A 26,940-nucleotide genomic window follows, 5' to 3' on the forward strand; every position below is an offset into this window, starting at 1 on the left:
TCATGGCTGGCGCCCCCCCGCCGGCCGGTGGACTTCGGGCGTCGCTGACCCGTGCCGCCGCCCGGCTGACCACCCCCGTCGGATACCTTGGCGTCCTCGGCGGGCTGCAGGTCTTGCTGCTCTGGGTGCTGCACGAGCGCTACGGGATCGGGCTCGCCCTGCTCGCGACCGTGGTCCTCATTGGGCTGCTGGCACTGCTCGCAACGAAGGGCCGGTGGCGCGAGAAGCTCTGGGGCGTCTGCCTGCTCGGCGCGTTGACCGCTGTCGGCCCCACGCTCATCGGCACGGTGCAGCGCCCGCGCGTCGGCTTGACGACCGAGCACGACGGCCTGCTCCAGCTCGAATCCGCGGTCGACCGCCTCCTCAACGGGCAGCCAATCTATGGCGCCGACTGGTCCCACACCCCGATGGCGGCCATCGGCTGGGACCTGACCCCAGGCGCCAATCCAGCGCTTCATCACCTGGCGTATTACCCGCTCACGGTCCTGGTCGGGATCCCGTTCCGCCTGGTCACGGGCGCGCTCGGGCTGCCCTTCGACTACCGCACCGTCCTCATCGCCTTTGCCGTCCTCGGGATGATCGCGATCATCGCGCTCCCCATCAGCCTCGAGCGCCGGTTCCTGGTCATCACGGCCGTCTATGCGAGCCCGCTGATCACGCTCTACTTGTGGTCGGGCCGCACCGACATCCAGTTCCTCTCGCTGGTGCTGCTGACGCTCGCCCTGCTCTCGCGCGGCCATCCCACGCTTGCGGCCGGCGCGTTGGGCGTGGCCGTCGCCTTGAAACCGTTCGCCTGGGTGGCGGTGCCGTTTCTCCTGCTGGTGCTCCTCATCCGATGGCGCGCCGACCATTCGCGCCGCGACCTCGTCGCCGGGCTCGCCGCGCTGGCGGTGGTGCCGGCCGTGACGATCCTTCCGTTTTTCGTCGCGAATCCCAGGGCGTTCTGGACCGACGTCGTCCTCTACACGAGCGGCGGCGTTTCCGATGCCTATCCGATCGCCGGCTACGGCTTCGGGGACCTGCTCTACACGCTTCACGTCATCGCCCGGCGCACCGACAGCTTTCCGTTTGCGATCTTCGAGCTTGCCGCATCGGTGCCGGTCCTCTGGTTGACCGCCCGCGCCTTCCTCCGCCGCCCGACGCTGGCGCGCTGGATGTCCGGCTATGCCTGCGTCCTGCTCGCCGTCACCTTCTTCGCCCGCTTCTTCAATGACAACTACGCGGCCGTCGTCGTCACGCTCTTCCTCTGTGTCCTGCCACTCGGCGATCTGAGCCTCGCGCCCACGCGAGCCGCCCAGGCCGGGCGGATCGCCGCCTGATGGCCGTGGCGCGCCGCCAGTGGGCGGCAGAGCCCGCTGACCGACCGACGCGGGTTCCGTCCGGGTGGCGCTGGCCAGCCGTGTTCACCGCGGTCATGTGTCTGCTGACCCTGCCGCCGATCCTGATCGCCGCGCTTCGGGCGCCCGCGGGCAGCGTGTTTCCCGGCTACGTGGTCATCGCGCGTGATGCCTACGTGTACCAATCGATGTGGCGCGCCGGATGGCACGGGGCGTGGCTCTTCCATCCGGCCTACACCGCCGAGTCGCTCCCGGGGATCCTGCTCTATCCCTGGTACCTGTGGCCCGCCCATCTGATCGGCTGGGCCGCGGGGCCCTGGCTCTATCACCTGGCGCGGTTGCTGGGCGCGGCGGCGTTGCTGATGGCCATTTCCCTGCTCACCAGGGAGCTCTTCCGGCCGCGGGTGCTGCGGCGCTGGGCCTTCGTGCTGTGTGCGTTGGGCGGGGGCATCGGCACCTTGCTACCGCACGACGTCCGGATCGGCCCGCTGACGAGCCACGCGACGGAGATGAGCTCTCCGGGCAGCAGCGTCGCCGACCTGATCTCCATGGCGCCACACCTGCCCTGGGCGTTGGCCTTGCTGTGCTGGACGATGGTGGTCGCGCTGCGGCTGCGCCGGGCTGGCGGTCGCGCGCTGGTGGCGAGCGGCCTGCTGGCGGTGCTCGGGCTGCAGCTGATCTATCCCCAGCTCGCGCTGCTGATGCTGGCCGCCGTCGGCGGCTGGTCGCTCCTGCGGCGTCAGCGCCGCGCCATCTGGTTTACGGCGGGGTCGGCGCTGATCCAGCTGCCCTACCTTGGCTACCTGCTCTGGGTCTGGCAAACATCGCCCAACGCGTTGCGCGTCATCAGGTCGTCGCTCGAGGTCGGCGACCTGTTTGGCTTCCTCGTCCTATCGCACCTGGTGGCGAGCGGACTGATCCTGATCGCTCTGCTCAGCCGGCGGTTGCGTGGTGATCTGCTGCTCCCAGCATTCTGGATCGCGGGAATGACGCTCTTCATGTTTGCGCCGGGGATCAACGGCACGCTCGGTCGCAGTTTCATGGCCAGCTCGGTGCCATTTGGTCTTTGTGCGGCGCCCGGCCTGCTCGTTGTGCTTCGCCGGCTGCGCACCGTCCGGTGGCGCCGCCGGGTGCTCGCCATCACCCTGGTTGCGTCGAGCTTTTACGGCATCTTCAGCCTGGCACAGCCGTACTGGATCGCGGCCTTCCGTCTCGATCCCCGTGCCGAGTACGAGAGCCACGGCGAGGCGGCCGTTCTGGCTCGCCTCGCGCCGTATGTGTCCGCGCGCGACGTGGTGCTGACCACCTACCTCGATGGGATCTTCGTCCCCGCGCAGACGAGCGCGCGCGCCTTCAACGGCCACCCGGAGATGACGATCGACGCTCGGCGCAAGTCGGACGAAGCGCTCGCCTTCTTCACCACGTTGAGCGCATCCCGCCGCGCGGCCTTCCTCCAGGCGGACGGGATCGACTATGTGCTGACCACCGACCCGGCCTTCGCCGCGCGGCTCGCGCCTGATCCGGCCCTGGAAATGATCGACCTCGAGGATACGGCCGCGCTCTTCCGGGTGCGGCCATGAGCCGGCGCCTGACGCGTGCCCTGCTCGCGCTGGTCCTGGCGCTGGCTGCCGCGGGGCTGATGGTTGTCCTCACGCAGTCACCGGCCTCGCGCCTGAGCTCCGACTTCACGATCAACTACAGCGCCGGGATGCTCGTGCGTCAGGGCCATTTCGCCGCGCCCTACCAGCAGGCCGAGCTGGGTGACATGATGCGCCGGGTGGCACCGGGCGGGGCGATCGATGCTCGACTGCCTTTCAGCTTGCCCCTGGGCGCGGCGGTGCCATACGTGCTGCTCTCGCTGCTGCCGATCGAGCTGGCCTTTCGCCTCTGGCAGCTGATCACCATCGCCCTCATCGTGGTCGCGGTTCTCCTCCTGCAGCGCGCCGCCCCCGCCCTACCCTCCCCCGGAGGGGGAGGGAAAATCGCCTTGCCGGCCCTGGCGATTGTTGGCCTGCTGGCCGCGATCCCGACATGGGCCACCTTGACCGAGGGGCAACCCACGGCCTGGCTCTTCCTCGGAGGCGCGATGGTGGTGTCGGTGCTTCGCTGGGATTCTCCGGCGCTGGCGGCGGGCGCCGGGCTGCTGCTCGCCGTCAAGCCCCAGTACCTGCCGGCCTACCTCGTCATCCTCTTCGCCGCCCGCCGCTGGCGGTCACTCGCGGCCGCTATTGGAGGCGCCGGCCTGCTCTTGCTGAGTCCGCTGGTTGGCGGCGGCGCGGGTCTGATCGCGATGGTCCACAACGCGCTCAGCGCGAACCAGGTCGTCGCGGTTCGGCTCAACGAATCCTGGATCGGCGTGATCGGGCCCGCGCTTCCGGCGAGATTCGTGACGGCGGTTGCGATCATCCTTTATCTGGGGGTGCTCGCCGCGCTCCTCGTGCTCGCCTGGCGGCGGCCCGCGTCGGTGATGGGGTTCGCCCTGTTCGGGGGGGCGCTCACGGTGCTCGCCTCGCCCCACGCGCTGCCTCACGATCTCCTGATCCTGGCGGTCCCGGCGTGGCTCGCCATCGTGCTCTATCGCGAGGGCGCGCTGCCGAACCCATTACCCGGATTGCTGGCCGTGGATGTCGCGCTCCTCGTCGACCTGCGCGGCGTCGATCTGCCGCTGGGCCCCCTCGTCATGACCGCGGTCGTCGCCTGGTACGGCTGGCAGTTCAGGCAGCGGGCCGCGCAGCGGCGCCGGCCACCGATTGGTCGGGCCGCCTGACCGCCGCCAGGTGTGGTTCGACCCGGAGCATCTGCAGCAGCAAGGCCCAGAGCAGGAGCAACCCGACCAGCTTGACCGATGTGCCGGCGAGCACCAGCGCCGCCTGGGTCGAGGAGTGCACCGTCAGGTCGGCCGGCAGGGGGAAGGCGCGCCGGTCCATCCAGCACATCGTGTAGGCGGCGAACAGCCACCAGCCATAGCGCGCGCCCGGCCGGCGCACCGTGATCCAGGCGATCCCCGTTGCCATCGGAAGCAGCAGGGTCACCAGGTGGTGCTGCCAGGTCACGCTGCTGACGATCAGTAGCGCGGTTATGAGGGCCGCGACGCTGAGCCGGAGCGTCCAGACCTGCTCGCCGCGATTTCCGGCACGCCAGAGCGTGATGCCGATGACGATGACGGCGGCGGCCACGATCACCACTTTCGCCACCGTCTGGGTTGCGCCACCAAAAAGGCCCGGCGCCAGCTGCGCGATGCGACTCACCAATCCGTCGATCGATCCGTTGTCCCAGTTTGCCGTCCCCAGCCCGATGCGCGGCAGGACGACCGTGAAAAATTGCCAGCTGCCGGGCGCGGCCAGCATCGTGACCACCGTGAGACCGACCAGCGTCACGCTGGCCAGGACAACGATGCGCCAGCGGCCCACGCGGGCGAAGAGCGGAATCAGGAAGATGGGCGAGACCTTCAGGGATGCCGCGGCCGCGATGAAGGCGCCGGCCAATCCGGCTCGGCGTTGAAGCGCCGCCCACAACGCGGCGGTCATCAGCAGTAACCAGACGGTCGCCACCTGCTGGAACTTCAGGTTGAGGTAGACCGGCATGAACCCGAAGCTGGCGAGCAGCAGCAGGCGACGGCCGCCGCGTGATAGCTCGGGGTGAATCCGCAGGATCAGCGCCAGCGAGCCGAAAAACGCCACGTGCACGGCCAGCAACCAGATGCGCGCCGCGGCCAGGAGCCCAAGCGAGGTCAGCGGAGCGAGAACCAGGGCGAAGAAAGGCGGATAGATGTAGGCGACGACCCACGCTTCGCTTCCCCAGGAATGCTTGAAGTCGGCATAGATATCGGTGCCATGCGCCGCGGCCTGAGCGCCACCGAAGTAGTTGACGAAGTCGAATTGGAGCGCCGCGGGTGTCAGGGTCACCCATTGCACGACCGACCACGTGACGTAATAGGCGCCGATGACGACCACCAGCAGCAGCAGCAGGCGGTCTCGGAAGGAGGCCTCGTACAGTCGCCGGATCCCGTACCAGTGTCGAACGTTCATGCCGCCCTGGCCTGCGCCGGCACGGCCGGCCTGGCCAGCATCCGCCGATGCCAGGCAATGACCAGCACGGACAAGGGGATCACGGTGAAGCCGTTGAAGTAGCCGACGCGTGCGCCCAGGAAATAGAGGAGCGGGATCGCGGCAAAGCCCCAGATGGTGAGCTCGACGGTCAGGTCATCCCAGCCCTCGAGCCGCGGTCCGAGGAGGAGTGCGACGGCCGGGAGCAGCAGGATCAGGTCGTAGGACTGCACGAAGGGGAGGGCGAAGAGCCAGAGGATCAACACGGTGATTCCGCGGCTCTGCGCGTCGGGTGCTCGACGAATCGCCCAACTGCCGTAGCCGGTTGCCGCCACCAGCGTGACCATCAGCGCCGCCGTCTTGATCCAGCCGCCGAGCCCGGGATAAAAGAAGCTCTCGACCGAGGCCATGTCGGGCTGCAGACCCTGGACCGCCTGCCACATCCGCGGCACCTGCAGCGGCCACTCGAAGAAGCCTGTGCCCAGGACCGCGAAGGCCACGCCGAAGAACGCGGCCGACGCCATCATGAAGCCGCCGATCATCCGGCGGGCCACGGCCGGTTCGAGCAGCGCGAGCACGAGGGGCAGCGGGAGGCCGATGTTCGGTTTCATCCAGACGAGCGCGAGCACGGCCCCGGCCAGCGAGGGTCGCCCGCGAGCGGCGAGCAGCCAGGCGGCGACAAAGGCGCCAAAGACGATGACCGAGACCTGCCCCATGAAGAGGTTGATGAAGCCGACGGCGGAGAGGAGCGCGCACCCCGCGCCGAGCGTAGCCCGGCGCCGGGGCCAACCGAGCAGGGTGAAGGTGCCGAATGCCGCCGCCAGCATGATGAGACCGAGGAGCACCGCGAAGAGGGCATAGGCGACCGTCCAGGGCAGACTGGTGAGCGGCACCAGGGCAAAGGCGAGCCACGGCCCTTCGGGGTACGCGAGGAATTCGTAGTAGGTTGGGTCGCCCGGCTTGATGCCGCCCGAGGCGTCGTAGAGTCGATACTCCGTGGCGCCCAGCGTCGGCCAGTGGTAGGGATCGCCCTGCTGCGCCACGACGGTCGCGGCGGCGAAGAAAGCGCGGAAGTCCTGACCGAGGGTCGGCGAGGAGACCACCTGGCGCGCATAGGGAATGAGCATCGCGAGCAGGAAAAGGACCAGCAGGCGCTGGCGGAATCGGCCGCGGGCCGCCGCCCGAGTCATCCCTGGGCCTGGGCGGCGTAAGCGCGGTTCTCAGGCGTGTCGCGCATCATGATCGTCGCCTTGTCGAAGGTCTTGAGCTCGAACCACCCGGTGGACCCGGGAGCATTGTGGATCTGCCGCAGTTCGGTGATGATCGGATCGCTCGAGTGGAAGATGACCCAGTTGATCTGGTAGCGCTCGAAGAGTTGCGCCTGGTCCGTGCCGAGCGACTGCAGATGGTCGTAATCGCGCAGCAACTGATCGCCGTCGAGGGCCGCGTCGCCGAAGATGAAAACCGGCTGGGTGGTGCTTTGCGCGTCGAGACGGAAGATCAGGTAGCCACCCCAGCCGTAGACGTTGAGCATATGTCCGGGCGGCGGGTGTTGCTGGAGGAAGTCCCCGGCCTTGATTGGAAAGTCGCGCGCCACCACTTTGCCATCGACGCGCTGCAGCAGGCTCGGCAGGCCGGCAACGGCCACGATGGCCGCGACGAGCAGGATCATGACGACGTTGAACGCGAAGGTGAGGGGCGTCGTCTTCGGCACGCGGCGCGGCCAGCGAAGCGACAGACGCTCCCGGGCCTGCTGGGCATAGTCCGCCAGCGCCGGGACGGCGACCAGCATGAACAAGGAGAGGTTGCGCACCGAGTGCAAGGTGAGCCCCAGGCCGAGCAGCAGGAGGAGGAATTGGCGCGGTTCGATGCGGCGCGCCAGGGCCAGGCCGCCGATGATCAGGAAGATCATCGCCTCGAAGGCCCAGATTTGCGACATCTGGAAGTTTGGTGAGAACCACTCGACGATCAAGCGCTGCTGCTCCGGGCTGCCGCCGGTTTGGAAGGGGTACAGATAGATGTCCCAGCCGTTCGGGTTGATGATGGCGACGGCGATCGACGCGGCGAGGACGGCCGCCATCGCCCGCAGGCGGGGAAACGCCTTGGCCCCCGGACGGCGGAGGAGGTATCGCCCGCCCTCGACGAAGAGCGCGATGCCGAGGATCGCGTAGCCGAGCACGAACCCGGCGTGGAGGTTGACCCAGACGAGCATGACGGCCGGCAGGAAATACAGGGCACGGCTGCTGCCTTCGCAATAGCGCTTGACCCAGAGGTAGGTCAGGGCGGTCAAGGCGAAGGTGATCATCTGGATGCGCGGGCCCCAGATGGGATTGGCTGCCGCCACCCCGAGGGCGAGCGTCAAGCCGGCGATCACGAAGTTCACCCGCCGGTCGATCGCCCGGTAGACGAGGAGAAAGCCCGCGGCAGTGATGGCCCCCAACACGAGGCTCACCAGCGGCAGGTGGCCCGCCGCGTAGAGCGCCGACAGCAGCACCTCACTCAGCCATTCGTGCGTGATCCAGCGGTGACTGGGGACGGTGAAGGTGAAGAGATCCCGATGGGGCACCGCGTGGTGGCTCAGGATCCAGTTGCCGGTCGTGACGTGCCACCAGAAGTCCGGGTCGGTGACCGGCTGGATGGCGGCGATCAGCATCGTCAGGAGGATGGCGATCGTGAAGAGGTGTGGGAGGTCGAGCCAGCGGACGGCTCGGCTCAGCCACCGATCAGGACCTGGCTGGAACGGGGACGGAGCGGGGGAACGGGCCAGGGTTGCCAATCTACAGGACGAAGGGGATGAGCCGGCGGGTGTGCCGGGCGTAGGCCTCGTACTGCGGGTAGGTGCTGCGGAGCATCCGTTCCTCGAAATAGGTACGGACCACCTGGGCGCCGAGGAAGATGGCGAACACGACCGCGTGCAGGCTGAACAGGGTGGGCAACACCAACCCGAAGCCCGCGATGATCTCTCCCAGGTAGATGGGATGGCGGCTGAACCGGTAGGGACCGGTGGTCACCAACCCGCGGGCCTCGGGCACGATGCTGAAGCGCCTCCCCAGGTAGCTCAGCGAGTACAGGGCCCAGGTGATGCCGCACGCGAGGCAGATATCGCTCTCGGCCAGCACCGAGATGTCGCTGCTGCGGGCCTGGCCGGGAACGAGGAAGAGCCCGTAGAGGACGAAGCTGCCGACCAGCGCCGCCGCGACCGCCACCGGGTTGTGATCCCGGGCGATGGCCTTGCTGCGCACTGCATAAATCACGACCAGGAAGCCGAAGAAGGCGAACGTGAGGAGTCGGTTGAGCAGGTACATCGCCTGCGTCCGGTCCAGGTCGCCGTGGAACGCGTGCTGGACGCCCGCAGCGGCCAGCTCCGCTTGAATGGCCACCAGGAAGCCAAAGACGCCGATGGGTAGCGCCCGTCCGACGATGAAGGACGCCCTGTCATTCATCTGGTATGGAGATTCAGCGTGAATTCGTCGATTTTCCTGCTATCATGGGGCCGCCAAACGGGGCTCCAGCCAGAAAGCGATACCGTTTTCCGTAGTCCTAGTAGTCCTATATGAGTGCGATCCAGGCCACGGATGAGATCTTCGATCCATTCGTGTTGATTCACCAGTCGGTCACGGCCCGCCTGCAGATCGTCGAGGCGGAGCTGGAGACGGCTGAGTCGAAATCGAGGGAGCTGGAGGCGTCCCTGGAGCAGGTCCGGGACCAGGCCGAGGAATCGCGGGTGGTTGAAAAGCACCTGCTCAACAACCTCAAACAGTTCTCCCCGGCCGAGGTCCAGGAGACGTTCGCCAACATCCGGGAGACGCAGCTCAGCGTGGAGCGGGTGCAGCTCGAGTACGAGTTCCTCACCGCGCGCCGTGCCGAGCTGAAGGACCAGGGCCAGTTCCTCCGGTCCGCCAGCCAGATCCTGGCCGACCTGCAGCGGATGTACGGCGAGAACGGCGCGCCTCCGACCGCGGCCGAAGGTGACAAGCAGTTCCGCGACGCCTCACGCCAGGTGTTCCAGATCATCGAAGAGGAACGGATGCGGATCGCGCGCGACATGCACGATGGCCCGGCGCAATCGATGGCCAACCTCGTGCTCCAGGCCGAGATCCTGGAGCGGCTGCTCGACCGCAATCCCAAGCAGCTGGTGACGGAGCTGGCGGAATTCAAGAACAGTGTTCGCAACGCGCTGGAGGAGACTCGCCAGCTGATCTTCGACCTGCGGCCGATGACCCTCGACGACCTCGGCCTGGTCCCGACGCTGCGAAAGTTCATCAAGGAATATGGCGACCGCTATGGCCTGGCGACCCGCTTCAACGTGGTCGGCCAGGAGCGCCGGCTGCCGGGCAACACCGAGGGAGTGCTCTTCCGAATCATCCAGGAGGCGCTGACCAACGTCCACAAGCACGCCCGGGCGAAGATGGCGGAGGTGACGATGAACCTCCAGCCCAACCGCGTCACGGTCACGATCAAGGACGACGGCCAGGGATTCGACGTGGCCCGCACCGAGGCCAACCTGCACAAGAACAAGAACCTGGGGCTGCTCTCCATGCGTGAACGCGCGGAGTTGGAGAAGGGAACCCTCGAGATCCGTTCGCAACCCGGTCGCGGGACCGAAGTAAAAGTCGAGATTTCAACCGGCAAGCGCTAGTTACACGGCGACTTAACCGCGCCGGTGCGCCGTCCAGCCGGCCCATCGCGCACTCGCGCTAATAACTGTGCTCGTGTGCGCGGTACAGGCCGGCATTCGGCGCCGGCGCTTTACGCGCGAAAGCGCGACTCGGCCTGCGGCCTCGTTGTAACCCCGTTTGTAAGGTGCGCGATTCTTGTTACCGAGTCGTCAAAAGTTCTTAGCCGTTCCTCCGCCCGGCATTCGTTGATTTGAACGCGAGCCAGTGTGAAACTGGGTCCTGTTCGAACTGCTCCACAAGGAGGTGAATCTGCATGTTGACCAACCTTTATCTCAAGCTTCGCGCTCTGCTCAACCGTGAGGAAGGGCAGGGTATGGTCGAGTACGCCCTTATCCTCGTCTTGATCGCGGTGGTCGTGATCGTAGTCCTGATCATCCTCGGCAACCAGGTCAAGAACGTTTTCTGCAACATCTCGGGCGGCCTGGGCCAGTAGCCCATTTCGTTCTTGGGAGCAACAAGAGAGAGCCTGCGCAAGCGGGCTCTCTTTCTTTTTCCGGCTTGCGCAAGGAAGAGCGCTCACCGATAGATACATGACCCGAAGGAGCGTCACGCCTTGGAGCGCTGACGCCGAGTATCAGGAGGTGAGTCGATTGGCGACGGAGGTTAAGCCGAAGAGCAACCGCATCCTCTTGATCTTCGGTGTTTTCCTTGCCATTGTGGCGTTTGGAGGGGCCTTGCTCGTTGGCAGAACCTCGGGCGGCTCTGTATCGGTTGGAGGGTCGAAGAACGTGCCGGCTGTGGTCGCGACGAAAGACATCCCGGCATCGACCCAGATCACTGCGGACATGGTTACCGTCCAGCAGTTCTCGTCGGACCAGGCACCGCCCTACGCGTTCCGGGCCAAGGACCTGGTCGTCGGCAAGTTCGCGGCGATCCCGATCCATACAGGTTCCGCGATCATCGACTATGACGTTGTCAGCGATGTCAGTGGCGTCCAGCCGGCGAAGCAGGCGTTCCTGCCGATTCCAGCCGGCATGGTCGGAATGCAGATTCCGACCGGTGAGCTCGTCGGCGTAGGCGGTTACATCCAGCCGGACGACCGGATCGATGTTATCGTCAGCTACCAGCCGAAGGGCGCGCTACAGCCACTGACGAAAACCAGCTTTACCAACCTCCATGTGATCCGCGTTGGCCCGGCCGGCGGCGCCAACACCCGTGGAATCACCTCGAGCCTGACCGTCATCGTGACGCTCAAGCAGGCTGAGGACCTCAAGTGGGCGTTGGACAGCACCAACTACAAGTTCGTCCTCAAGTCCGTCAAGGACTACGATGTGCCCGACCCCGACACCAGCGCGACCTCGATGGACAGCTTCAGCAGCACGTACCGCGTCCGCTAGGACCGAAAACGAAAAAACGTTGACAGGCTCCCCGCGAAATCGGAAGATTTCGCGGGGTGCCTTCATTAACGGGATGATCAGATGAGCGAGCCAATCAAGGTCCTGATCGTGGATGACATCGCCAGCACCCTGGACAACCTCCAGAAGCTGCTTTCTTTCGAGCCGGACATCCAGGTCGTCGGCACGGCTATGAACGGCAAGGAAGGCATCCAGCAAGCCCAGAAGCTGGCACCGGACATCGTCCTGATGGACGTCAACATGCCGATCATGGATGGCATCCAGGCCACGGAGACGCTGGCCCAGGAGGTGCCCGGCTCGCCGGTCATCATCATGTCCGTCCAGGGCGAGCGCGACTACCTGCGGCGGGCGATGCAGTCGGGGGCCCGCGAGTTCCTGATCAAGCCCTTCAGCGGGGACGAGCTCATTGCCAGCATCCGGCGTGTCTATCAGCTGGAGCAGAAGAAGGAGTCGTTCCTGGCGAAGACCACCGCCGGGACGGAAAAGGCGCCCGCCGCGCCGCCGGGCGGCGAAAGTCGGCCACGGGGCGAACACGGCCAGGTCTTCTTCTTCTACTCAGGCAAGGGCGGCGTGGGGAAGTCCTTGATCGCCGCCAACCTCGCCGTGTCGATGGCGAACGAAACCAAGGGCAAGGTCGCGCTGGTCGACCTCGACCTGCAGTTCGGCGACATCGGTGTGCTCCTCAACCTGGATCACTCGCAGGGGATCACCGATCTGATCGAGAACATCGACCACATGGATCCCGACTTCATTCGCGAGATCATGGTGGACGGCCCGTTCGGGATCAAGGTTCTGCTGCCACCGATCAGCCCGGAGCTCGCCGACCTGGTCACGGTCGACCACGTCCGGCGAATCTTCAGCGAGCTCCGCAAGATGTTCGACTACATCATCGTCGACAGCAGCGCCCATCTCGGCGAGATCAACCTCGAGGTGCTCGACCACGCCGACCGGGTGGTGGTGGTCACCTCATTGAGCATCCCGGCGATCAAGAACACCAAGCTGGCCTTGAAGATCTTCGACTCGCTCTCCATCCCCCCGGAGCGCGTCGTCCTGCTGCTCAACAAGTCCGACGCCCACTCGGAATTCAACAAGGAGAGCGTGGAGGCGAACCTGCGCTTCCCGATCGCGGGCCAGATCCCCAACGACCCCAAACTGGTCATCAACTCGATCAACCGGGGAAATCCCTTCGTCACCACCCATCCGGAATCCGAGATCAGCCAGCGCATCCGCGAGCTCGTAGCCAAGCTGCTGCCGGCGGTGCCGGTGGCGGCGCCGGAGACTTCCGAGAAGAAACCCCGCAAGGGTCTGTTCGCCCGCCGTTAGAAGGGTTGAGATGACCTCTCGGGCTTCGGCCTATCTTGCCGTGCCACGGTCCGTGACCGGGTTGCGCCCATGTGTCGCCAGGACGGCCTGAGCCATGTCGCTCCTGGATCGCGTCCAAAAGCAGCAGGCCCCTGATCCGAACGCGCCCCCCGACGGCGCCTACGTCCCGCAGGCGGGCCAGGCCCCCAGCCGCCAGACCCTGGCCGCCGCGACCCGCACCCGGACGCCGTCCGAGTTGATGGCCGAACGGATCAAGAACCGGCTCCAGTCGCGGCTGATCGAGGAGTCGGCTGACGACTCTGGGGACGAGAACCGCGACCAGCGGGCCGCCCACATCACCGAGACCCTGAACGCGGTGATCGCGGAAATGGGCGTGAACCTGACCAAGCCGGAGAAGCAGCGGCTGCTCGACTCGGTCCTCAACGACTTCCTCGGGCTCGGCCCGATCGAGGCGCTGATCAGCGATCCGACGATCACCGAGATCATGGTCAACGGACCTGACCAGATTTTCGTCGAGCATAAGGGCAAGCTGACGCTCTCCAGCGTTCAGTTCGAGAGCGAGGACCAGCTTCGGCGGGTGATCGACCGTATCGTCTCGACCATCGGCCGGCGCATCGACGAGGGCTCCCCGATGGTGGATGCCCGCCTCAAGGACGGGTCCCGTGTCAACGTCATCATCCCGCCGCTCTCCCTGAACGGGCCCATCCTGACCATCCGAAAGTTCTCCAAAGACCCCTACAAGATCACCGATCTGATCAAGTTCGGCACCATCACGGATCCGATGGCGCAGTTCGTGCGGGCCTGTGTCCGCTCGCGCCTGAACATGCTGGTCTCCGGCGGCACCGGCTCGGGCAAGACCACAACCCTCAACGTGCTCTCAAGCTTCATCCCGGAGGAGGAGCGGGTGGTGACGGTCGAGGACGCCGCCGAGCTGCAGCTCAACCAGGAGCACGTTGTAACACTTGAGTCACGACCGGCGACCGTGGAAGGCCGCGGCCGGATTGCCATTCGCGACCTGGTCGTCAACGCCCTCCGGATGCGCCCCGATCGGATCGTGGTCGGCGAGTGTCGCGGTGGCGAGGCCTTGGACATGCTCCAGGCAATGAATACAGGCCATGACGGATCGTTGACGACTATCCACGCGAACTCGCCGCGTGACAGTTTGAACCGTCTGGAAACGTTGGTGTTGATGGCGGGTGCAGAACTGCCCTCCCGGGCCATCCGGGAACAGATCTCGTCCGCCATAAACGTCATCGTGCAGCAGAGCCGCTTGCGGGACGGGTCGCGGAAGATCATCGCCGTCAGCGAGGTGCTCGGACTGCACGGCGACCAGGTAAAGGTGCAGGACATTTTCGTGTTCAAGCAGACAGGCGTCAGCGAAGACGGCAAAGTGCAGGGCTACTTCACGGCCACGGGCATCATTCCGAAATATTTCGACCACCTGCAGTCGTCAGGAGAGGGCGTGGGGAAGGACATCTTCACGCCGTCGCCGGATCCTGCCGGACAAGGAGGCAACTAAGTGTCAATCCAGCTGGTCTTCGCGGCCATGGCAGCCATCGCGGCGCTGATCGTGGTCATGGCGCTTATGTCCAACACCCGGCAGCCCGGCGCAGAGTCCGAGCTGCACATGGACAGCTACAACCCCGAGGCCGGCGCCAAGAAAGGTGGCGTCTTCGATGGGTTCATGGAGAGTTTCAACAAGAGCCTGACCCGCAACAAGGGTGGGCGCAGCTCGCGCCTCACCGACGAGCTGGCCAAGGCTGACCTCAAGCTCCGCGTCTCGGAGTACGTGATGGTGATCATCGGCCTGATCGTCCTCCTCTGCGCCGTCCTGTTCCTCCGCTTCCACAGCCCGATCCTGGCGCTCATCGGGATCCCGGTCGGGTACTTCGCGCCCGGATTCTTCCTCAAGTTCCGGCAACGCCGCCGGCTCAAGGCCTTCAATAACCAGCTGGGCGACACGGTCGTCCTGCTCTCCAACGCGCTCAAGGCCGGCTACTCGTTCGCCCAGGCCATGGCGACGATCGCCAAGAGCTCCTCACCGCCCATGGCGGACGAGTTCAGTCGGGCAGTCCGCGAAATGAACCTCGGTGTCTCGGTCGATGACGCCTTGCAACACATGGTCAAGCGCATCGAATCCGAAGACTTTGACCTGATGGTCACCGCCGTGCAAATCCACCGCGTGGTCGGTGGCAACCTGGCCGAGATTCTGGACACCATCGCCTTCACGATCCGCGAACGTATCCGGATCCAGGGCGAGATCCGTACCCTGACCGCGCAGGCCCGCGCCTCCGGCTACATCATCACCGGCCTGCCCTTCGCGCTGGCGCTGATCCTGACCTTTATCTCGCCGACCTATATCACGCCACTCTTCCACGAATGGCTGGGCTATGTCCTCATCGGGATGGGCCTGGTCTCGATCGCGATCGGCTACGGCATCATCTCGAAAATCACGAACATCCAGGTGTAGCGAATGAGTATTTTCACTATCGTCTTCGCCTTCCTGGCCTTCGCCGGCATCATCATCGCGATGCAGGCCGTCACGGCCAAACCCCGACAGGACCTGATCGCTGAACGGCTGGCGCAGTACCGCGACCACAACCTGACCCTCGACGAAATCGAGCTCTCGCTGCCCTTCAGCGAGCGCTTCATCAAGCCGGTGCTGGAGCGGATCGGCAGCTTGCTCACATCCCGCATGGCGAAGAACCGCCAGGTCGTCGTGCAGAACAAGATCAACCTCGCCGGCCGGCCCTATGGGTTGAGCGTCAACGGCCTGGAGGTCGTCAAGGTGATCGTCGGCATCGTCGTGGCGCTGATCGCCTTCTGGATCGGCGGCCTCGTGTTTCCGACCACGTTCCTCCTCACTGTCGGCGTCGCCGGCATCGGCTTCATCCTTGGGCGCTTCCTGCCCGACGTTTGGCTCAACAACAAGATCAAGGGGCGGCAGAAAGAGTTGCGCCTGGCGCTCCCCAACGCGCTCGACCTGCTGACCATCTCGGTGGAGGCGGGCCTCGGTTTCGACGCCGCCATCGGCCGGCTCACGGAAAAGTTCAAGAACGCGCTCTCCGACGAGTTCGCGCAGGTCCTCAACGAGATCCGGCTCGGCCGGCCGCGGTTGGAAGCGCTCGACGACATGGGCCGCCGCTCCGGCGTCGAGGAGCTGCATACCTTCATCCAGGCGCTGATCCAGTCGGAACAGCTCGGCGTCGGTATCGCGAAAGTGCTCCGCATCCAGTCGGAAGAGATGCGCCGCCGCCGCCGTCAGCGGGCGGAGGAGCAGGCCGCGCAGGCGCCCCTGAAAATGCTCTTCCCGATGATCGGCTGCATCTTCCCGACCCTGTTCATTGTCCTGATGGGCCCCGCGGTAATCATCATTATCCATACGTTTCAACATCATTAGCGGGCGATTGCGTCGACCCGGTGCGCTTCAGCGTGCAGCTCGCCGGCCACAGGAGGGCACGGCTCGCTGCGCACTTTTCCGCGCGGTCGCCGCTCGCCCGACGCTAAAGGCGCGCAGAAGCGCGCTCAGCGCGGCGGCCCGAGGGCCGCTAAGCGCGGCTCGGCCTGCGGCCTCGCGAGTCTGCTAAAGACAGTACAATGTACACGGGAAAAGAGTTTTGCGGTTAACTAAACAGGACGGAACGGTCGTCGCGGAGCCGCTCGAGATCGCCAGCAATTTCATCTCGTCGGGGCTGGGATTAATGGGACGGGCGAGGCTACCGGAGAAGGGCGGGCTGCTGATTTACGGCTGCAATGGGATCCACATGATGTTCATGCGGTTCCCGATCGACGCCGTCTTCGTCGACAAGAAAGGCGTCGTGGTCAAGACCTACGAGCGCCTGCTGCCCTGGATCGGCATGGTGCCCTTCGTCTGGCGCGCCGACAAAGTCGCCGAGCTGCCCGTCGGCACCATCCGGCGCCACGTCATCAAGCCCGGCGACCAGTTACTGGTCGCCTGAGGTGAGCCTGCTCGACCTCGTGTTTCCGCCGCGCTGCGGCGGCTGCGGACGTTATGGGGCGGCCTGGTGCCCTGCCTGCGCGGACGGCCTGCGGCCGGCTTCGGCCAGCACCTTGGCCGGCATTCCCCTGCTGGCGGCCGGGCGGCTCGAGGGTCCGCTGCAACACGCGATCCACGCCTACAAGTACCGGCCCCGACCGCAGCTCGCGTCCGTCCTGGCGCAACCCCTGCGCCGCGCCATCATCACGGCCGACTTGTCGCTGCCGGCCGTGACCTTCGTGCCCTTGCATCCCCGGCGCCGCCGCGAGCGCGGCTTCAACCAGGCCGAGCGGCTGGCCGCCGAGCTCTCCCGCGTGCTGGGCGTCCCGCTGCTGAGCGGGCTGACACGCGTCCGGGCCACGCCGGCACAGGTAGGGCTGAGCCAGGCTGAGCGGCGGGCCAACCTGGCGGGCGCCTTCCAGTGGACCGCCACCCAGCCGCCCCCGCACGGCCTGGGGCTGGTGGACGACGTCTGCACTACCGGCGCCACCCTGACGGCTGCGGCCGAGGCGGTGGCGGAAGCGGGGGGCTCGATCGGAGCCTTCCTGGTCCTGGCGGTCGCGCAAACTTTGCCGGCGGTCGCCGTTACATAGCCCGGGACAGTCTGCCTGTCTGCGGATTCTCTTTCTTGGGGGATTGTGACTCAGATGGTCAACGCGTCCGAGGTTTCGCAGGACGAGCTCGCCCGTTATTACGAGGCGCTGGGACCAATCCGGGACCTGGTGCTCGACGACAGCCTGACCGAAGTCATGGTCAACGGCCATGAAAACGTCTACGTCGAGCGCAACGGGAAGATCCTCCTCACCGACCGCAAGTTCGACGACGAGAACCACCTGCTGCGGGTGATCGACTTCATCGTCTCCGCGGTCGGTCGCCGCATCGACTTCCGCACCCCGATGGTCGACGCCCGGCTGCTCGACGGCTCGCGCGTCAACGCCGTCATCTCGCCGATCGCGCTCGACGGGCCGATGCTGACCATCCGAAAGTTCTCCCGCGATCCCTTCCAGGCCGAGGACCTTGTCGGCTTCGGCACGATCACCAACGAGGCCGTCGGCTTCCTCAAGGCCTGCGTCATGGCGCGAGCGAACCTCCTGATCTCGGGTGGAACCGGCACCGGGAAGACGACGCTCCTCAACGTCTGCTCCTCGTTCATCCCTCCCGACGAGCGCATCGTCACCATCGAGGATGCCGCCGAGTTGCAGCTTCACCAGGAGCACGTCTGCCGCATGGAATCCCGTCCACCCGACCTCAACGGTGAGAACAAGGTCGGCATCCGTGAGCTCGTCATCAACGCCCTTCGTATGCGCCCCGACCGCATCGTGGTCGGTGAGTGCCGTGCCGGCGAGGCGCTGGACATGCTCCAGGCGATGAACACCGGTCACGACGGCTCGCTGACCACTCTTCACGCCAACACCACCCGCGACGCGTTGTCCCGTCTGGAAACGATGGTGCTGATGGCGGGCATCGACCTGCCGACCAAAGCCATCCGCCAGCAGACCGCCTCCGCCATCGACCTGGTCGTGCAGCTCTCCCGCATGCGCGACGGTCAGCGCAAGGTCACCAGCATCACGGAGATCACCGGGATGGAAGGCGACACCATCACGATGCAGGAGATCTTCCTCTACGAGTCGCACGGCGCGGACAAGAATGGTGTCATGACCGGCGTCTTCCGGCCAACCGGGATTCGTCCGCACATCATGGATAAGCTGTTTGCCGCCGGCGTGCCGATTCCGGCGGAGCTGGCGCGGGTCTTCCCCGATCGCCGAGCCAACGAGCGGCCGACCAAGTAATAGCGCTCGGGACGTGCGCGCGGCAGCCCGGCTCGCCCTGCAGGCTCGCTATACTCAAGGCATCTCGAGATCTCGCAGGAGGCCACCATGGAGATCTTGATCCAGGCCAAGAAGTCCGCGGCCGATCCCCAGATGAAGGCCTATGCACAGGCCAAGCTCGAGAAACTGACGCGGCATTTCGACCACATCCTGGAAGCTCGCATGGAGCTGGGCACCGAGAAGAAGAAGAGCCTCGAGACCATGAAGGTCGCCGAGCTCACCGTGCATGTCACCGGTCGCACGGGCAACATCCTCAAGGCCGTCCAGGCGGCCGAACATATGAACGAGGCCGTCGATCTCGTCGTCGACAAGATGGACCGGCAGATTCGTCAGCACAAGGAGAAGCTCAAGGACCATCGCCGGTCCAAATCCGCCGCAGCCGCCGGTCAGACGTCCGAGGTTGCCAGCAGCGCGGTGCGGTCGAACGGGGTGGCGAAGATCAAGCGCTTCAAGATGCGACCGATGTCCGAGGAGCAGGCGCGCGAGCAAATGGAGGAGTTGGGCCACACCTTCTTCCTCTTCCTCAACGAGGACAGCCAGGAGCTCAACCTCCTTTACCGGCGGCACGATGGGTCGCTCGGTCTGCTGGAAGCCGATCTGGACTAACCTCGAGGCGCCGTTTGGGCCTCCGAGGGGCGGGTATGCTTACTGGTTGCGGAATAGCGTGACACCATGAGCGTTCTTACCAAGGTCTTAGGCGATCCCAACGCGCGGGAGGTCAAGCGGCACCTCGAGCGGGTTGCCGACATCAGCGAGCTCGAGCCGCTGCTCCAGAAACTCAGCGATGAGGAGCTGCACGCCAAGACGGCCGAGTTCCGCGAGCGCCTGGCGAAAGGCGAAACCCTCGACGATGTTCACGTCGAGGCCTTTGCCGTCGCCCGCGAGGCAGCCCGCCGGACCATCGGGCTACGACCGTTCGACGTCCAGCATGTCGGCGGCATCGTGCTGCACCAGGGGAAGATCGCCGAGATGAAGACCGGCGAAGGCAAGACCCTGGTGGCGGTGCTGCCGCTGTACCTGAATGCGCTCGAAGGCAAGGGCGCGCACCTGATCACCGTCAACGACTACCTGGCCCGGCGCGACGCAGGATGGAATGCACCCATCTACCACGCGCTGGGAATGAGCGTGGCGGTCATCGGCCACGAGATGTCGTTGCTCTACGATCCCGACTTCCTCGACGAAACGCACCCTGACCCCCGGCTGCAGCATCTGCGCCCGATCACCCGGGGCGAGGCCTACCAGGCGGACATCACCTACGGGACCAACAGTGAATTTGGCTTTGACTTCCTGCGCGACAACATGGCGGTCGACCTCACCCAATGCGTGCAGCGCGGCTTGAACTTCGCCATCGTTGACGAGGTCGACAGCATTCTCATCGACGAGGCACGCACCCCGCTGATCATCTCGGGGCAGGGCCAGGAGTCGACGGAGAAGTACTACCAATACGCCCGCCTGATCCCCCGTCTCGCAGCGGACGACTACACGGTCGACGAGAAGACGAAGTCGGCGGCACTGACCGAGGAGGGGATCGCGAAGATCGAGCGCTGGACCGGCATCAAGAACGTCTACGAGCTCGAACATGTCGACGAGGCCCACCAGATCAACCAGGCGCTCAAGGCCGCCACGCTCTTCCACCGCGACCGCGACTACCTGGTCAAGGACGGCGAGGTCATCATCGTCGACGAGTTCACCGGCCGTCAGCAGCCGGGTCGCCGCTGGTCGGACGGCCTGCACCAGGCGATCGAGGCGAAAGAGGGCGTCAAGGTCCAGCAGGAGACCCAGACGCTGGCCACCATCACCTACCAGAACTACTTCCGCCTCTACAAGAAGCTGGCCGGGATGACGGGTACCGCCGTGACCGAGGCGGAGGAGTTCGACAAGATCTACAAGTTGCAGGTGGTCGTGATTCCCACCCACAAGCCCATGATCCGGGAGGATCATCCCGACCTCATCTACAAGACTGAGGATGCGAAGTTCAATGCCGTGGCCAACGAGATTCAGGACGTCGCCAGCAAGGGGCGCCCGGTCCTAGTGGGTACGGTTTCGGTCGAAAAGTCCGAGCGCCTTGCCCGGCTGCTGGAAAAGCGTGGGGTGCCGCACGAGGTGCTCAACGCCAAGCAGCACGAGCGGGAGGCCCTGATCGTCGCCAACGCTGGTCAGCCCGGCGCGGTGACGATTGCAACCAACATGGCCGGCCGTGGCACCGACATCGTGCTCGGGCCCGGCGTGGCGGACGGTGGTGGCCTCCACATCGTCGGCACCGAGCGGCATGAGAGCCGTCGCATCGACAATCAGCTCCGCGGCCGCTCCGGCCGCCAGGGTGACCCCGGTTCGTCGCGGTTCTTCCTGGCGCTGGACGACGACCTGATGCGGATCTTTGGCGGCGAACGCATCAAGGGCATGATGAACATGCTTCGCGTCGCGGACGACGAACCGATCGAATCACGGCTGGTCTCGCGACAGATCGAGGGGGCCCAGACCAAGGTGGAGGGCCACAACTTCGACGCCCGGCGTTACCTGGTCGAGTACGACGACGTCATGAACAAGCAGCGCGAGATCATCTACGGCGAACGCCGCAAAGTCCTGGAGGGTGCCGATCTCCGGGAGCAGGTCCAGGGATGGATCCGCAAGGCGGTCGAAGAGGCCGTCAACGAACACTGCGAATCACGCCACCCGGACAACTGGGACCTCGAGGGATTGATCACACAGCTGGGCGCTGTCTTTCCCTTACCGCCCTTCAGCGAGCTGGCCGCCGATGAGTTCGGCGAAACCAAGGAAGCCGCCGTCGAGCGCCTGATGGAGTATGCCGACGCCGCCTACAAGGCGAAGGAAGCGGAGATGACCGAGCCGATGATGCGGAAGATCGAGCAGTTCGTCGTGCTCAAGACCATCGACTCGAAGTGGATCAGCTACCTGACCGAGATGGAGCATTTCAAGGAAGGGATCGGGCTGCGCGCCTTCGGGCAGAAGGATCCGCTGGTCGAGTACAAGAACGAGGCCTTCCAGGCGTTCCAGGAACTCCTCAACGGGATCCAGTTCGACATCGCCACCACCGTGTTTCGGGTGCAGCTAGTCAAAGAGCCGCCCACGCCCACGCCGCCCGCCGCGTTGGCAACCGCGCACGGCCGGCAGGCGGGGACCGCCACCGCCACCGCCAGCGCGGGCAGTCCCAACGGTGGAGACCGGAGCGCCGCCCCGGTTCCGGCCGGCAAGCTGGGACGAAACGACCCCTGCTGGTGTGGCAGCGGCAAGAAATTCAAGAAGTGCCACGGCCGCTGATCGGGCCGGCGCGAGCGAGCGCTAGGGCTTAGATCGGCGCAGTGCAGTGAGGCCCGGCGGAACCCGCCTTCCCAGGAAGTCACCCAGGCTGCCGTCCTCGGAGACCTCGTAGAAGCCGGTCCTCCCCCGGAGCCCGTACTGGTAGGAAAGGCCAAAGACCAGCAGCGCCGGGAACAGCAGCAGGCGCGGGGCGTTGAAAAGAGCAAGGGCCGTGCCGACCAGGAACGCCAGCAGCATGGGGATCGCGGAAATCCAGAACCGTCTGCGGTCGGTCACGAGGGCGATCGGGCGGTCATCGGGGTCGGTGCTCGGTTCGGGAGCCCAGACCGTCCGGACCCAGAGACCGGCTGGCAGCTTTGATTTGTCGATCATCGACCCGTTCTCTCGCGTGGAATCATACGCCCGGTCGAGTCAGGTTCAGGATTTCCCGCATTCGGGTAGGATTTCCGGCGATGACCAAGAAGAAGGCCCCGTCGGGCAAAACCGCCCGCGTGAAGGCCGCCACCGTCGCCAACCCGGTGCGATCGGAAGACGTGGCGCAGGCGCCGAAGCCGCCGAAGGCTGGCGCGGCGAGCTCAGCCGCGCCCACCCGCGCAGCCTTCCGCAGGCCGCAAAGCCTCAACTTCGCCGGGGTGGGACGGAATGACATCTGCCCGTGCGGCAGCGGCAAGCGCTTCAAGAACTGTCACGGACATTAACCATGGACGAGATCCTCGAGAACGCCAACGAGCTGCTGAAGAAGATTCTCCAGCTCCAGGAGCATCTTTGACGTTGCGGAGAAGGATGCTCGTCTCGAGGCGCTTCAGAAAGACCTAAACGACCCCGACCTCTGGCAGGATCCGCCGCGCGCGCAGCGGCTGGCCCAGGATGCCAAGGGCCTTCGCGACGAGGTTTCCGTCTGGCACAAGCTCGAGGTGCGCGCCCGGGACGTGATCGGCCTCGCCGAGATGGCGATCGCCGAGGGCGATGGGCATATCGAAGCCGCGCTGCGGCAGGACCTGGAGACCCTCGACAAGGACGTCAGCCGGCAGGAGGTCGACCTGCTCTTCGCCAACCCCTACGCCGAGCACCCGGCGCTGGTCAGCATCCATGCCGGCGCCGGCGGGACCGACTCCCAGGACTGGACCGACATGCTGCTGCGCATGTACCTGCGCTGGGCGGAACGGCGGAAGATGCACGCCGAGATCCTCGATGAGGCGCCCGGTGAAGAGGCCGGCTACAAGAGCGTGACGGTCCGCATCACCGGCAAACGCGCCTTTGGCTGGTTGCGCGCGGAGCGTGGGGTGCACCGGCTGGTCCGCCTTTCGCCGTTCGACCAGGCGCACCGGCGGCATACGTCCTTCGCGCTCGTCGAGGTGATCCCCGAGATCGAGGATGACGGCGACATCGAGATCCGTCCGGAGGACCTGAAGGTCGACGTCTACCGGTCGAGCGGCGCGGGCGGCCAGCACGTCAACAAGACGTCGTCGGCGGTGCGCATGACGCACCTCCCGACCGGCATCATCGTCACCTGCCAGAACGAGCGCTCGCAGATGAAGAACCGCGACATGGCGCTCAAGGTGTTGCGCTCGCGGCTGGTGGCGTTGCGCGAGCAACAGCGATCGGAGCAGCGCCAGGAGCTGAAGGGCGAGCACCAGTCCAACGAATGGGGCAGCCAGATCCGTAGCTATGTCCTGCACCCCTACACGCTGGTGAAGGACCACCGGACGGGTTTTGAGACCGGCAACGTCCAGGCGGTGCTCGACGGCGACCTCGACAACTTCATGGAAACCTTCCTGCGCTTCGACGCCGGCCGCGAAGGCAAGGCCGCCTAAGAGCCCCGGGTCAGGCGGCGATCGCGGGCGCGGGCACGGTTGCCTGGGCTCGATGCTCGTTTCGTAGGGCGACGCAGACGCTGGCGAAGACGATCAGCGTCCCGATGAAATAGGCCTCGCCGAACAAGCGAGTGATGCCCTGCGGGATCAGATCGAGCAGGCCGGTCCAGTGGGGGAGGGGGTAGACGATCAGCAGGTAGTGGATGGCGGGCGCCGCCGAGAAGCAGATCCAGGCGACCAGCAACGCGCGGATTTGCCCGCGTGACATCAGGCCGGAGAGGGCCTGCCGCACTAGCAGGACGATCGGCAGGATGAGGATCACCAGTGGAAAGCTCCAGGTGACGGTGCTGATCAACGGCAGGGCGGTGATCGCGGGGGCGAACTCGAGCCCGGACCGCGACGCGCGCGAGGTGATGCGCAGCACGACGGCGAGCACCACAAGGATCGCCGGCCAGTCGATCAGCCGGCCGCACCAGCCGGCGCTGCCTCCGACGTTTGCCGTGTTGGGATCGCACAGCCGGGTGGCGACGCCCGCCAGCGACTGGTTTTCTCGATAACCGGTGCCCGCCGCCAGGTGCGGCAACATGTCGCGGAAGAAATAGACGTTGTGATCCAACGAGGTGACGGCCAGCCCGAGCGCGAGCCCGCCCAGGACGGTCAGGACCGCGGCCGCCAGGAGCTTCCAGTGCCGGCGCCAGATGAGGTAGGGAAAGAGGGCGGCGGGGAAGAGCTTGAAGATCGCAGCGGCCCCGATCATCATGCCGCTGGTGACGTCGCGCCGCCGCTGCCAGCACGCCCAGGCGCCCGTCAATAACAGCAGCAGCAGCGAGTTCATGGTCCCGGCGAGAACGCTGTTCGCCAGCGGGAAGAACGTCGTGAGCACCGCCACGATGACAAACAGCTCGGCTCGCCGGGGCCGTCCGATCATTCGGTAGACGATCAGCACGCTGGCCAGGACCGCGGCCTGGATGAGGAACAACCAGATCCGGACGGCGAGGTCGTTCGAGATCCAGGTGAGGGGAATGAGGGTCACGGCGAAGGCCGGTGGATAGAGGTAGCCGCTGCTCAGCGACCAATCCCAGGGAACGTGGTTGCGGACGAAATTGGCGTAGGGGTCACCTCCGCTCGTGATCTGCTGAGCCGCGAACAGGTAATCCTGGAAGTCGTCGGCGCGGGGCGCGTGCGAGCCTAGCACGGGCAGCAGGAAGCGCCAGGCGTAGAACGCCAGCAGGATCCCGATCAGGGCGCTGAGGGCAACCTGGCGCGGATCAGGCCAGCCCAGCAATCGACGCACGCGCGTATAACACGCCGACACGGTCGGGTCACGCGTGCCGTTACACGGCCGTCACAAGTTCCCGGAAAACCGGGCGCACGGTTCCCACCGCCAGCCGCTTGTGGTTGCGCAGCGTCGGCCGGGCAAAGTTGCGCAGCGCCTCGCGTTCGCCCTCGTCGAGCCAACCCAGGCGCTCGAGCGCCGCCACCACCGCCACCGCGGTCCAGGTGCCATCACCGCTGTCGAGCTTCACCGCCACGCCCCGCGTCGAACGCCGGTCGGCGGTGCAGTGCGCGCCGGCGGCGCCGCCCTTGGCCAGCAGCCGCCCACCGGTGACCTCCATCAGCCGGGTGTCGAACCGGTCGGTGCCCCCGATGAGAAACGGTTGTTGCACCATCGCCGCGACAACCGTCGTCGGGATTTCATCGGTGGAGGCAACCAGGTTGGCGAAGCTTCGCGCCATGGCGGCGAGCGGCACGGCGGCGTTGGGTGCGCTGCAGCCGTCGATGCCGTAGTGGATGTTCGCCGCCGGGCATCTGGTGAACGCCTCGATCACCTCGCGGATGCGCTGCTGGACGGGATGCGCGGGGTCGAGGTAGGTTTGCAGCGGCGCGTCGAGCGCGCGCGCGGCCGCCAGCATCCCCGCGTGCTTGCCGGAGCAGTTGTTGAAAACCGCCAGCGGCTCGTCCATCTCGTGCCGCGCCGCGGTCGCGGCCGGTTCGTAGTACGGCCAGTGCGCGCCGCATTGCAGGGCCGATTCGTCGATCCCCGCGCGTCGCAGCAGGTCGCGGACGATCTCGACATGACGGGGCTCACCATTGTGCGAGGCGGCCATGATGGCGACGTGCTCGGTGCCGAGCTCATAGCGCGCCGCGATCCCGGACCCGAGGCTACCGATGCCCTGGAAGGGCTTGGCGCACGATCGAAAGTACGTGACGTGCTGCGGGTCGCCGAGGCTGGCATGGATCCGGCCGTCGGCATCGACGACCGCCACGTGGCCGAGATGGATGCCTTCCTCGACTCCGCCACGCTCTACGCGGACCAGTGGCGCGGCCGGGCTAGGCATTCGGCTGAGTATAAAGAGGGTAGCCCGATTCGCTTTGGACGCAGGGTGAAGGGACGCAGCAATGCGCGACGAGATGCCCTATACTGCGCGAGTCATACGGCCCGCGAGGGCCCAGTCTGCCGTGGCCCCGGCTTTCGGAATGGATTTGTTCACGTGCCAGCAACAATCACGACCCAGCCGACACGGACGACGCTGCTGCCAGCGAAGGCACGCGTGGCCTCGGTAGCCCCGGCTGTCCCGCAGATCAGCCTGCAGGGCGTGCAAAAAACCTATCCCAACGGCACTGTCGCCCTCCGCGACGTGACGCTGGAAATTCCTAAGCAGGACTTCGTCTTTCTCGTTGGTCCCAGCGGCGCCGGCAAGTCGACGCTGGTTCGCCTCTTGATTCGCGAGGAGAAGGCCACCGCCGGCACCATCCAGATCGAGGGCCAGGATCTAAGCCGCCTCAAGCGGCGCCATCTCCCGTACCTGCGGCGGAAGATCGGCATGGTCTTCCAGGATTTCAAGCTGCTGCCCAACCTGACCGTGTTTCAGAACGTTGCCTTCGCGTTGCGCGTGACGGAGGGCGCCTTGCGTCATCTCAAGCCGAAGGTCGAGGAAGTCCTCAGCATCGTGGGGCTGGAAGGGAAAGAGAACAAGTACCCGGACCAGCTTTCGGGTGGCGAGCAACAGCGGGTCGCGATTGCCCGGGCCCTCGTTCATGACCCGCGGATCTTTCTCGCCGATGAGCCCACTGGAAACCTGGACCCGGCCACCTCGTGGGAGATTATTCAGCTGCTGCTGCAGATCAACGCCCGCGGCACCACGGTCATGATGGCGACCCACAACCGAGAGATCGTCGATGTCATGCGACGCCGGGTGGTGGCGATCGAGGGCGGCCAGATTGTCAGAGACGAGGACGCAGGAGGGTACCATGCACCGGCTCTGGAATCGCATTGATTT

25 protein-coding genes are annotated in these 26,940 nt (G+C 65.7%); 18 read left to right on the top strand and 7 right to left on the bottom strand.

Going from position 1 to position 26,940, the window contains the following annotated elements; genetic code table 11:
* The first annotated feature begins 2 nt into the window (after positions 1 to 2).
* From VHK65_16730 to VHK65_16740, 3 genes are read left to right on the top strand one after another with little or no spacing between them, the layout of a single operon-like run.
* Entirely contained in the window at positions 3 to 1,319 is a 1,317-nt protein-coding gene (locus VHK65_16730; protein ID HVS07793.1) for a glycosyltransferase 87 family protein, read from the top strand.
* Positions 1,319 to 2,917, top strand: a complete 1,599-nt coding sequence (locus VHK65_16735; protein ID HVS07794.1) for a hypothetical protein — start codon at positions 1,319 to 1,321, stop codon at positions 2,915 to 2,917. Before VHK65_16730 ends, VHK65_16735 begins: the two co-directional genes overlap by 1 nt.
* The gene (locus VHK65_16740) at positions 2,914 to 4,104 is read left to right on the top strand and encodes a glycosyltransferase family 87 protein (protein ID HVS07795.1); all 1,191 of its coding nucleotides are present in this window, start codon (positions 2,914 to 2,916) and stop codon (positions 4,102 to 4,104) included. Before VHK65_16735 ends, VHK65_16740 begins: the two co-directional genes overlap by 4 nt.
* On the opposite strand, the gene VHK65_16745 is transcribed toward VHK65_16740, so the two are convergent.
* From VHK65_16745 to VHK65_16760, 4 genes are read right to left on the bottom strand one after another with little or no spacing between them, the layout of a single operon-like run.
* Positions 4,052 to 5,365 carry a glycosyltransferase family 87 protein gene (locus VHK65_16745; GenBank protein ID HVS07796.1) on the bottom strand — a complete coding sequence of 438 codons (1,314 nt, stop codon included), beginning with the start codon at positions 5,363 to 5,365 and terminating at the stop codon, positions 4,052 to 4,054. The genes VHK65_16740 and VHK65_16745 overlap by 53 nt on opposite strands.
* Complete coding sequence (locus VHK65_16750) at positions 5,362 to 6,573, bottom strand: glycosyltransferase family 87 protein (GenBank protein ID HVS07797.1); 1,212 nt, start codon at positions 6,571 to 6,573, stop codon at positions 5,362 to 5,364. The genes VHK65_16745 and VHK65_16750 overlap by 4 nt, the downstream gene beginning before the upstream one ends.
* On the bottom strand, positions 6,570 to 8,159 hold the full coding sequence (locus tag VHK65_16755; GenBank protein ID HVS07798.1) for a hypothetical protein: 1,590 nt from the start codon (positions 8,157 to 8,159) through the stop codon (positions 6,570 to 6,572). The genes VHK65_16750 and VHK65_16755 overlap by 4 nt, the downstream gene beginning before the upstream one ends.
* A gap of 1 nt (position 8,160) precedes the next feature.
* Positions 8,161 to 8,826 carry an isoprenylcysteine carboxylmethyltransferase family protein gene (locus tag VHK65_16760; GenBank protein ID HVS07799.1) on the bottom strand — a complete coding sequence of 222 codons (666 nt, stop codon included), beginning with the start codon at positions 8,824 to 8,826 and terminating at the stop codon, positions 8,161 to 8,163.
* 110 nt (positions 8,827 to 8,936) lie between these two features.
* On the opposite strand from VHK65_16760, the gene VHK65_16765 reads away from it, so the two are divergent.
* The 12 genes from VHK65_16765 to secA all read left to right on the top strand — a co-directional run bounded on the left by VHK65_16765 (position 8,937) and on the right by secA (position 21,845).
* Positions 8,937 to 10,022, top strand: coding sequence for a histidine kinase (locus VHK65_16765; GenBank protein HVS07800.1), 1,086 nt, complete (start codon positions 8,937 to 8,939; stop codon positions 10,020 to 10,022).
* Between the two features lie 293 nt (positions 10,023 to 10,315).
* Positions 10,316 to 10,495 (top strand): Flp family type IVb pilin, encoded by a 180-nt coding sequence (locus VHK65_16770; protein HVS07801.1) that lies wholly within the window; start codon positions 10,316 to 10,318, stop codon positions 10,493 to 10,495.
* A 157-nt stretch (positions 10,496 to 10,652) separates the two neighbouring features.
* Positions 10,653 to 11,399, top strand: a complete 747-nt coding sequence (gene cpaB, locus VHK65_16775; GenBank protein ID HVS07802.1) for a Flp pilus assembly protein CpaB — start codon at positions 10,653 to 10,655, stop codon at positions 11,397 to 11,399.
* An 81-nt stretch (positions 11,400 to 11,480) separates the two neighbouring features.
* A complete protein-coding gene (locus tag VHK65_16780) occupies positions 11,481 to 12,740 on the top strand; it encodes a response regulator (protein ID HVS07803.1) in 1,260 nt (419 codons plus the stop codon).
* Between the two features lie 94 nt (positions 12,741 to 12,834).
* The gene (locus VHK65_16785) at positions 12,835 to 14,259 is read left to right on the top strand and encodes a CpaF family protein (protein HVS07804.1); all 1,425 of its coding nucleotides are present in this window, start codon (positions 12,835 to 12,837) and stop codon (positions 14,257 to 14,259) included.
* On the top strand, positions 14,260 to 15,210 hold the full coding sequence (locus tag VHK65_16790) for a type II secretion system F family protein (GenBank protein ID HVS07805.1): 951 nt from the start codon (positions 14,260 to 14,262) through the stop codon (positions 15,208 to 15,210).
* A 3-nt stretch (positions 15,211 to 15,213) separates the two neighbouring features.
* On the top strand, positions 15,214 to 16,140 hold the full coding sequence (locus VHK65_16795; GenBank protein ID HVS07806.1) for a type II secretion system F family protein: 927 nt from the start codon (positions 15,214 to 15,216) through the stop codon (positions 16,138 to 16,140).
* A gap of 217 nt (positions 16,141 to 16,357) precedes the next feature.
* Positions 16,358 to 16,699 (top strand): DUF192 domain-containing protein, encoded by a 342-nt coding sequence (locus tag VHK65_16800; GenBank protein HVS07807.1) that lies wholly within the window; start codon positions 16,358 to 16,360, stop codon positions 16,697 to 16,699.
* Between the two features lie 19 nt (positions 16,700 to 16,718).
* Complete coding sequence (locus VHK65_16805) at positions 16,719 to 17,330, top strand: ComF family protein (GenBank protein HVS07808.1); 612 nt, start codon at positions 16,719 to 16,721, stop codon at positions 17,328 to 17,330.
* A 54-nt stretch (positions 17,331 to 17,384) separates the two neighbouring features.
* Positions 17,385 to 18,527, top strand: a complete 1,143-nt coding sequence (locus tag VHK65_16810) for a CpaF family protein (protein ID HVS07809.1) — start codon at positions 17,385 to 17,387, stop codon at positions 18,525 to 18,527.
* Between the two features lie 87 nt (positions 18,528 to 18,614).
* The gene (raiA, locus tag VHK65_16815) at positions 18,615 to 19,172 is read left to right on the top strand and encodes a ribosome-associated translation inhibitor RaiA (protein HVS07810.1); all 558 of its coding nucleotides are present in this window, start codon (positions 18,615 to 18,617) and stop codon (positions 19,170 to 19,172) included.
* 66 nt (positions 19,173 to 19,238) lie between these two features.
* Entirely contained in the window at positions 19,239 to 21,845 is a 2,607-nt protein-coding gene (gene secA / locus VHK65_16820; GenBank protein HVS07811.1) for a preprotein translocase subunit SecA, read from the top strand.
* Between the two features lie 21 nt (positions 21,846 to 21,866).
* On the opposite strand, the gene VHK65_16825 is transcribed toward secA, so the two are convergent.
* Positions 21,867 to 22,217, bottom strand: a complete 351-nt coding sequence (locus tag VHK65_16825; protein ID HVS07812.1) for a hypothetical protein — start codon at positions 22,215 to 22,217, stop codon at positions 21,867 to 21,869.
* A gap of 80 nt (positions 22,218 to 22,297) precedes the next feature.
* On the opposite strand from VHK65_16825, the gene VHK65_16830 reads away from it, so the two are divergent.
* Positions 22,298 to 22,543 (top strand): SEC-C metal-binding domain-containing protein, encoded by a 246-nt coding sequence (locus VHK65_16830; GenBank protein HVS07813.1) that lies wholly within the window; start codon positions 22,298 to 22,300, stop codon positions 22,541 to 22,543.
* Positions 22,544 to 22,545: 2 nt separating this feature from the next.
* A protein-coding gene (gene prfB, locus VHK65_16835; protein ID HVS07814.1) for a peptide chain release factor 2 occupies positions 22,546 to 23,659 on the top strand; the annotation gives its coding sequence in 2 pieces (ribosomal slippage) (positions 22,546 to 22,611 and positions 22,613 to 23,659; 1,113 coding nt in all).
* Positions 23,660 to 23,669: 10 nt separating this feature from the next.
* Here the strand turns inward: prfB and VHK65_16840 are convergent.
* Complete coding sequence (locus tag VHK65_16840; protein ID HVS07815.1) at positions 23,670 to 24,953, bottom strand: glycosyltransferase family 87 protein; 1,284 nt, start codon at positions 24,951 to 24,953, stop codon at positions 23,670 to 23,672.
* 40 nt (positions 24,954 to 24,993) lie between these two features.
* On the bottom strand, positions 24,994 to 25,998 hold the full coding sequence (locus VHK65_16845; protein ID HVS07816.1) for an asparaginase: 1,005 nt from the start codon (positions 25,996 to 25,998) through the stop codon (positions 24,994 to 24,996).
* Between the two features lie 243 nt (positions 25,999 to 26,241).
* Here VHK65_16845 and ftsE point away from each other — a divergent pair, with 243 nt between their 5' ends.
* Positions 26,242 to 26,937, top strand: coding sequence for a cell division ATP-binding protein FtsE (gene ftsE / locus VHK65_16850; protein HVS07817.1), 696 nt, complete (start codon positions 26,242 to 26,244; stop codon positions 26,935 to 26,937).
* Positions 26,938 to 26,940: the final 3 nt, after the last annotated feature.

The organism is Candidatus Dormiibacterota bacterium (assembly GCA_035544955.1).
Taxonomy (GTDB): domain Bacteria; phylum Chloroflexota; class Dormibacteria; order CF-121; family CF-121; genus CF-13.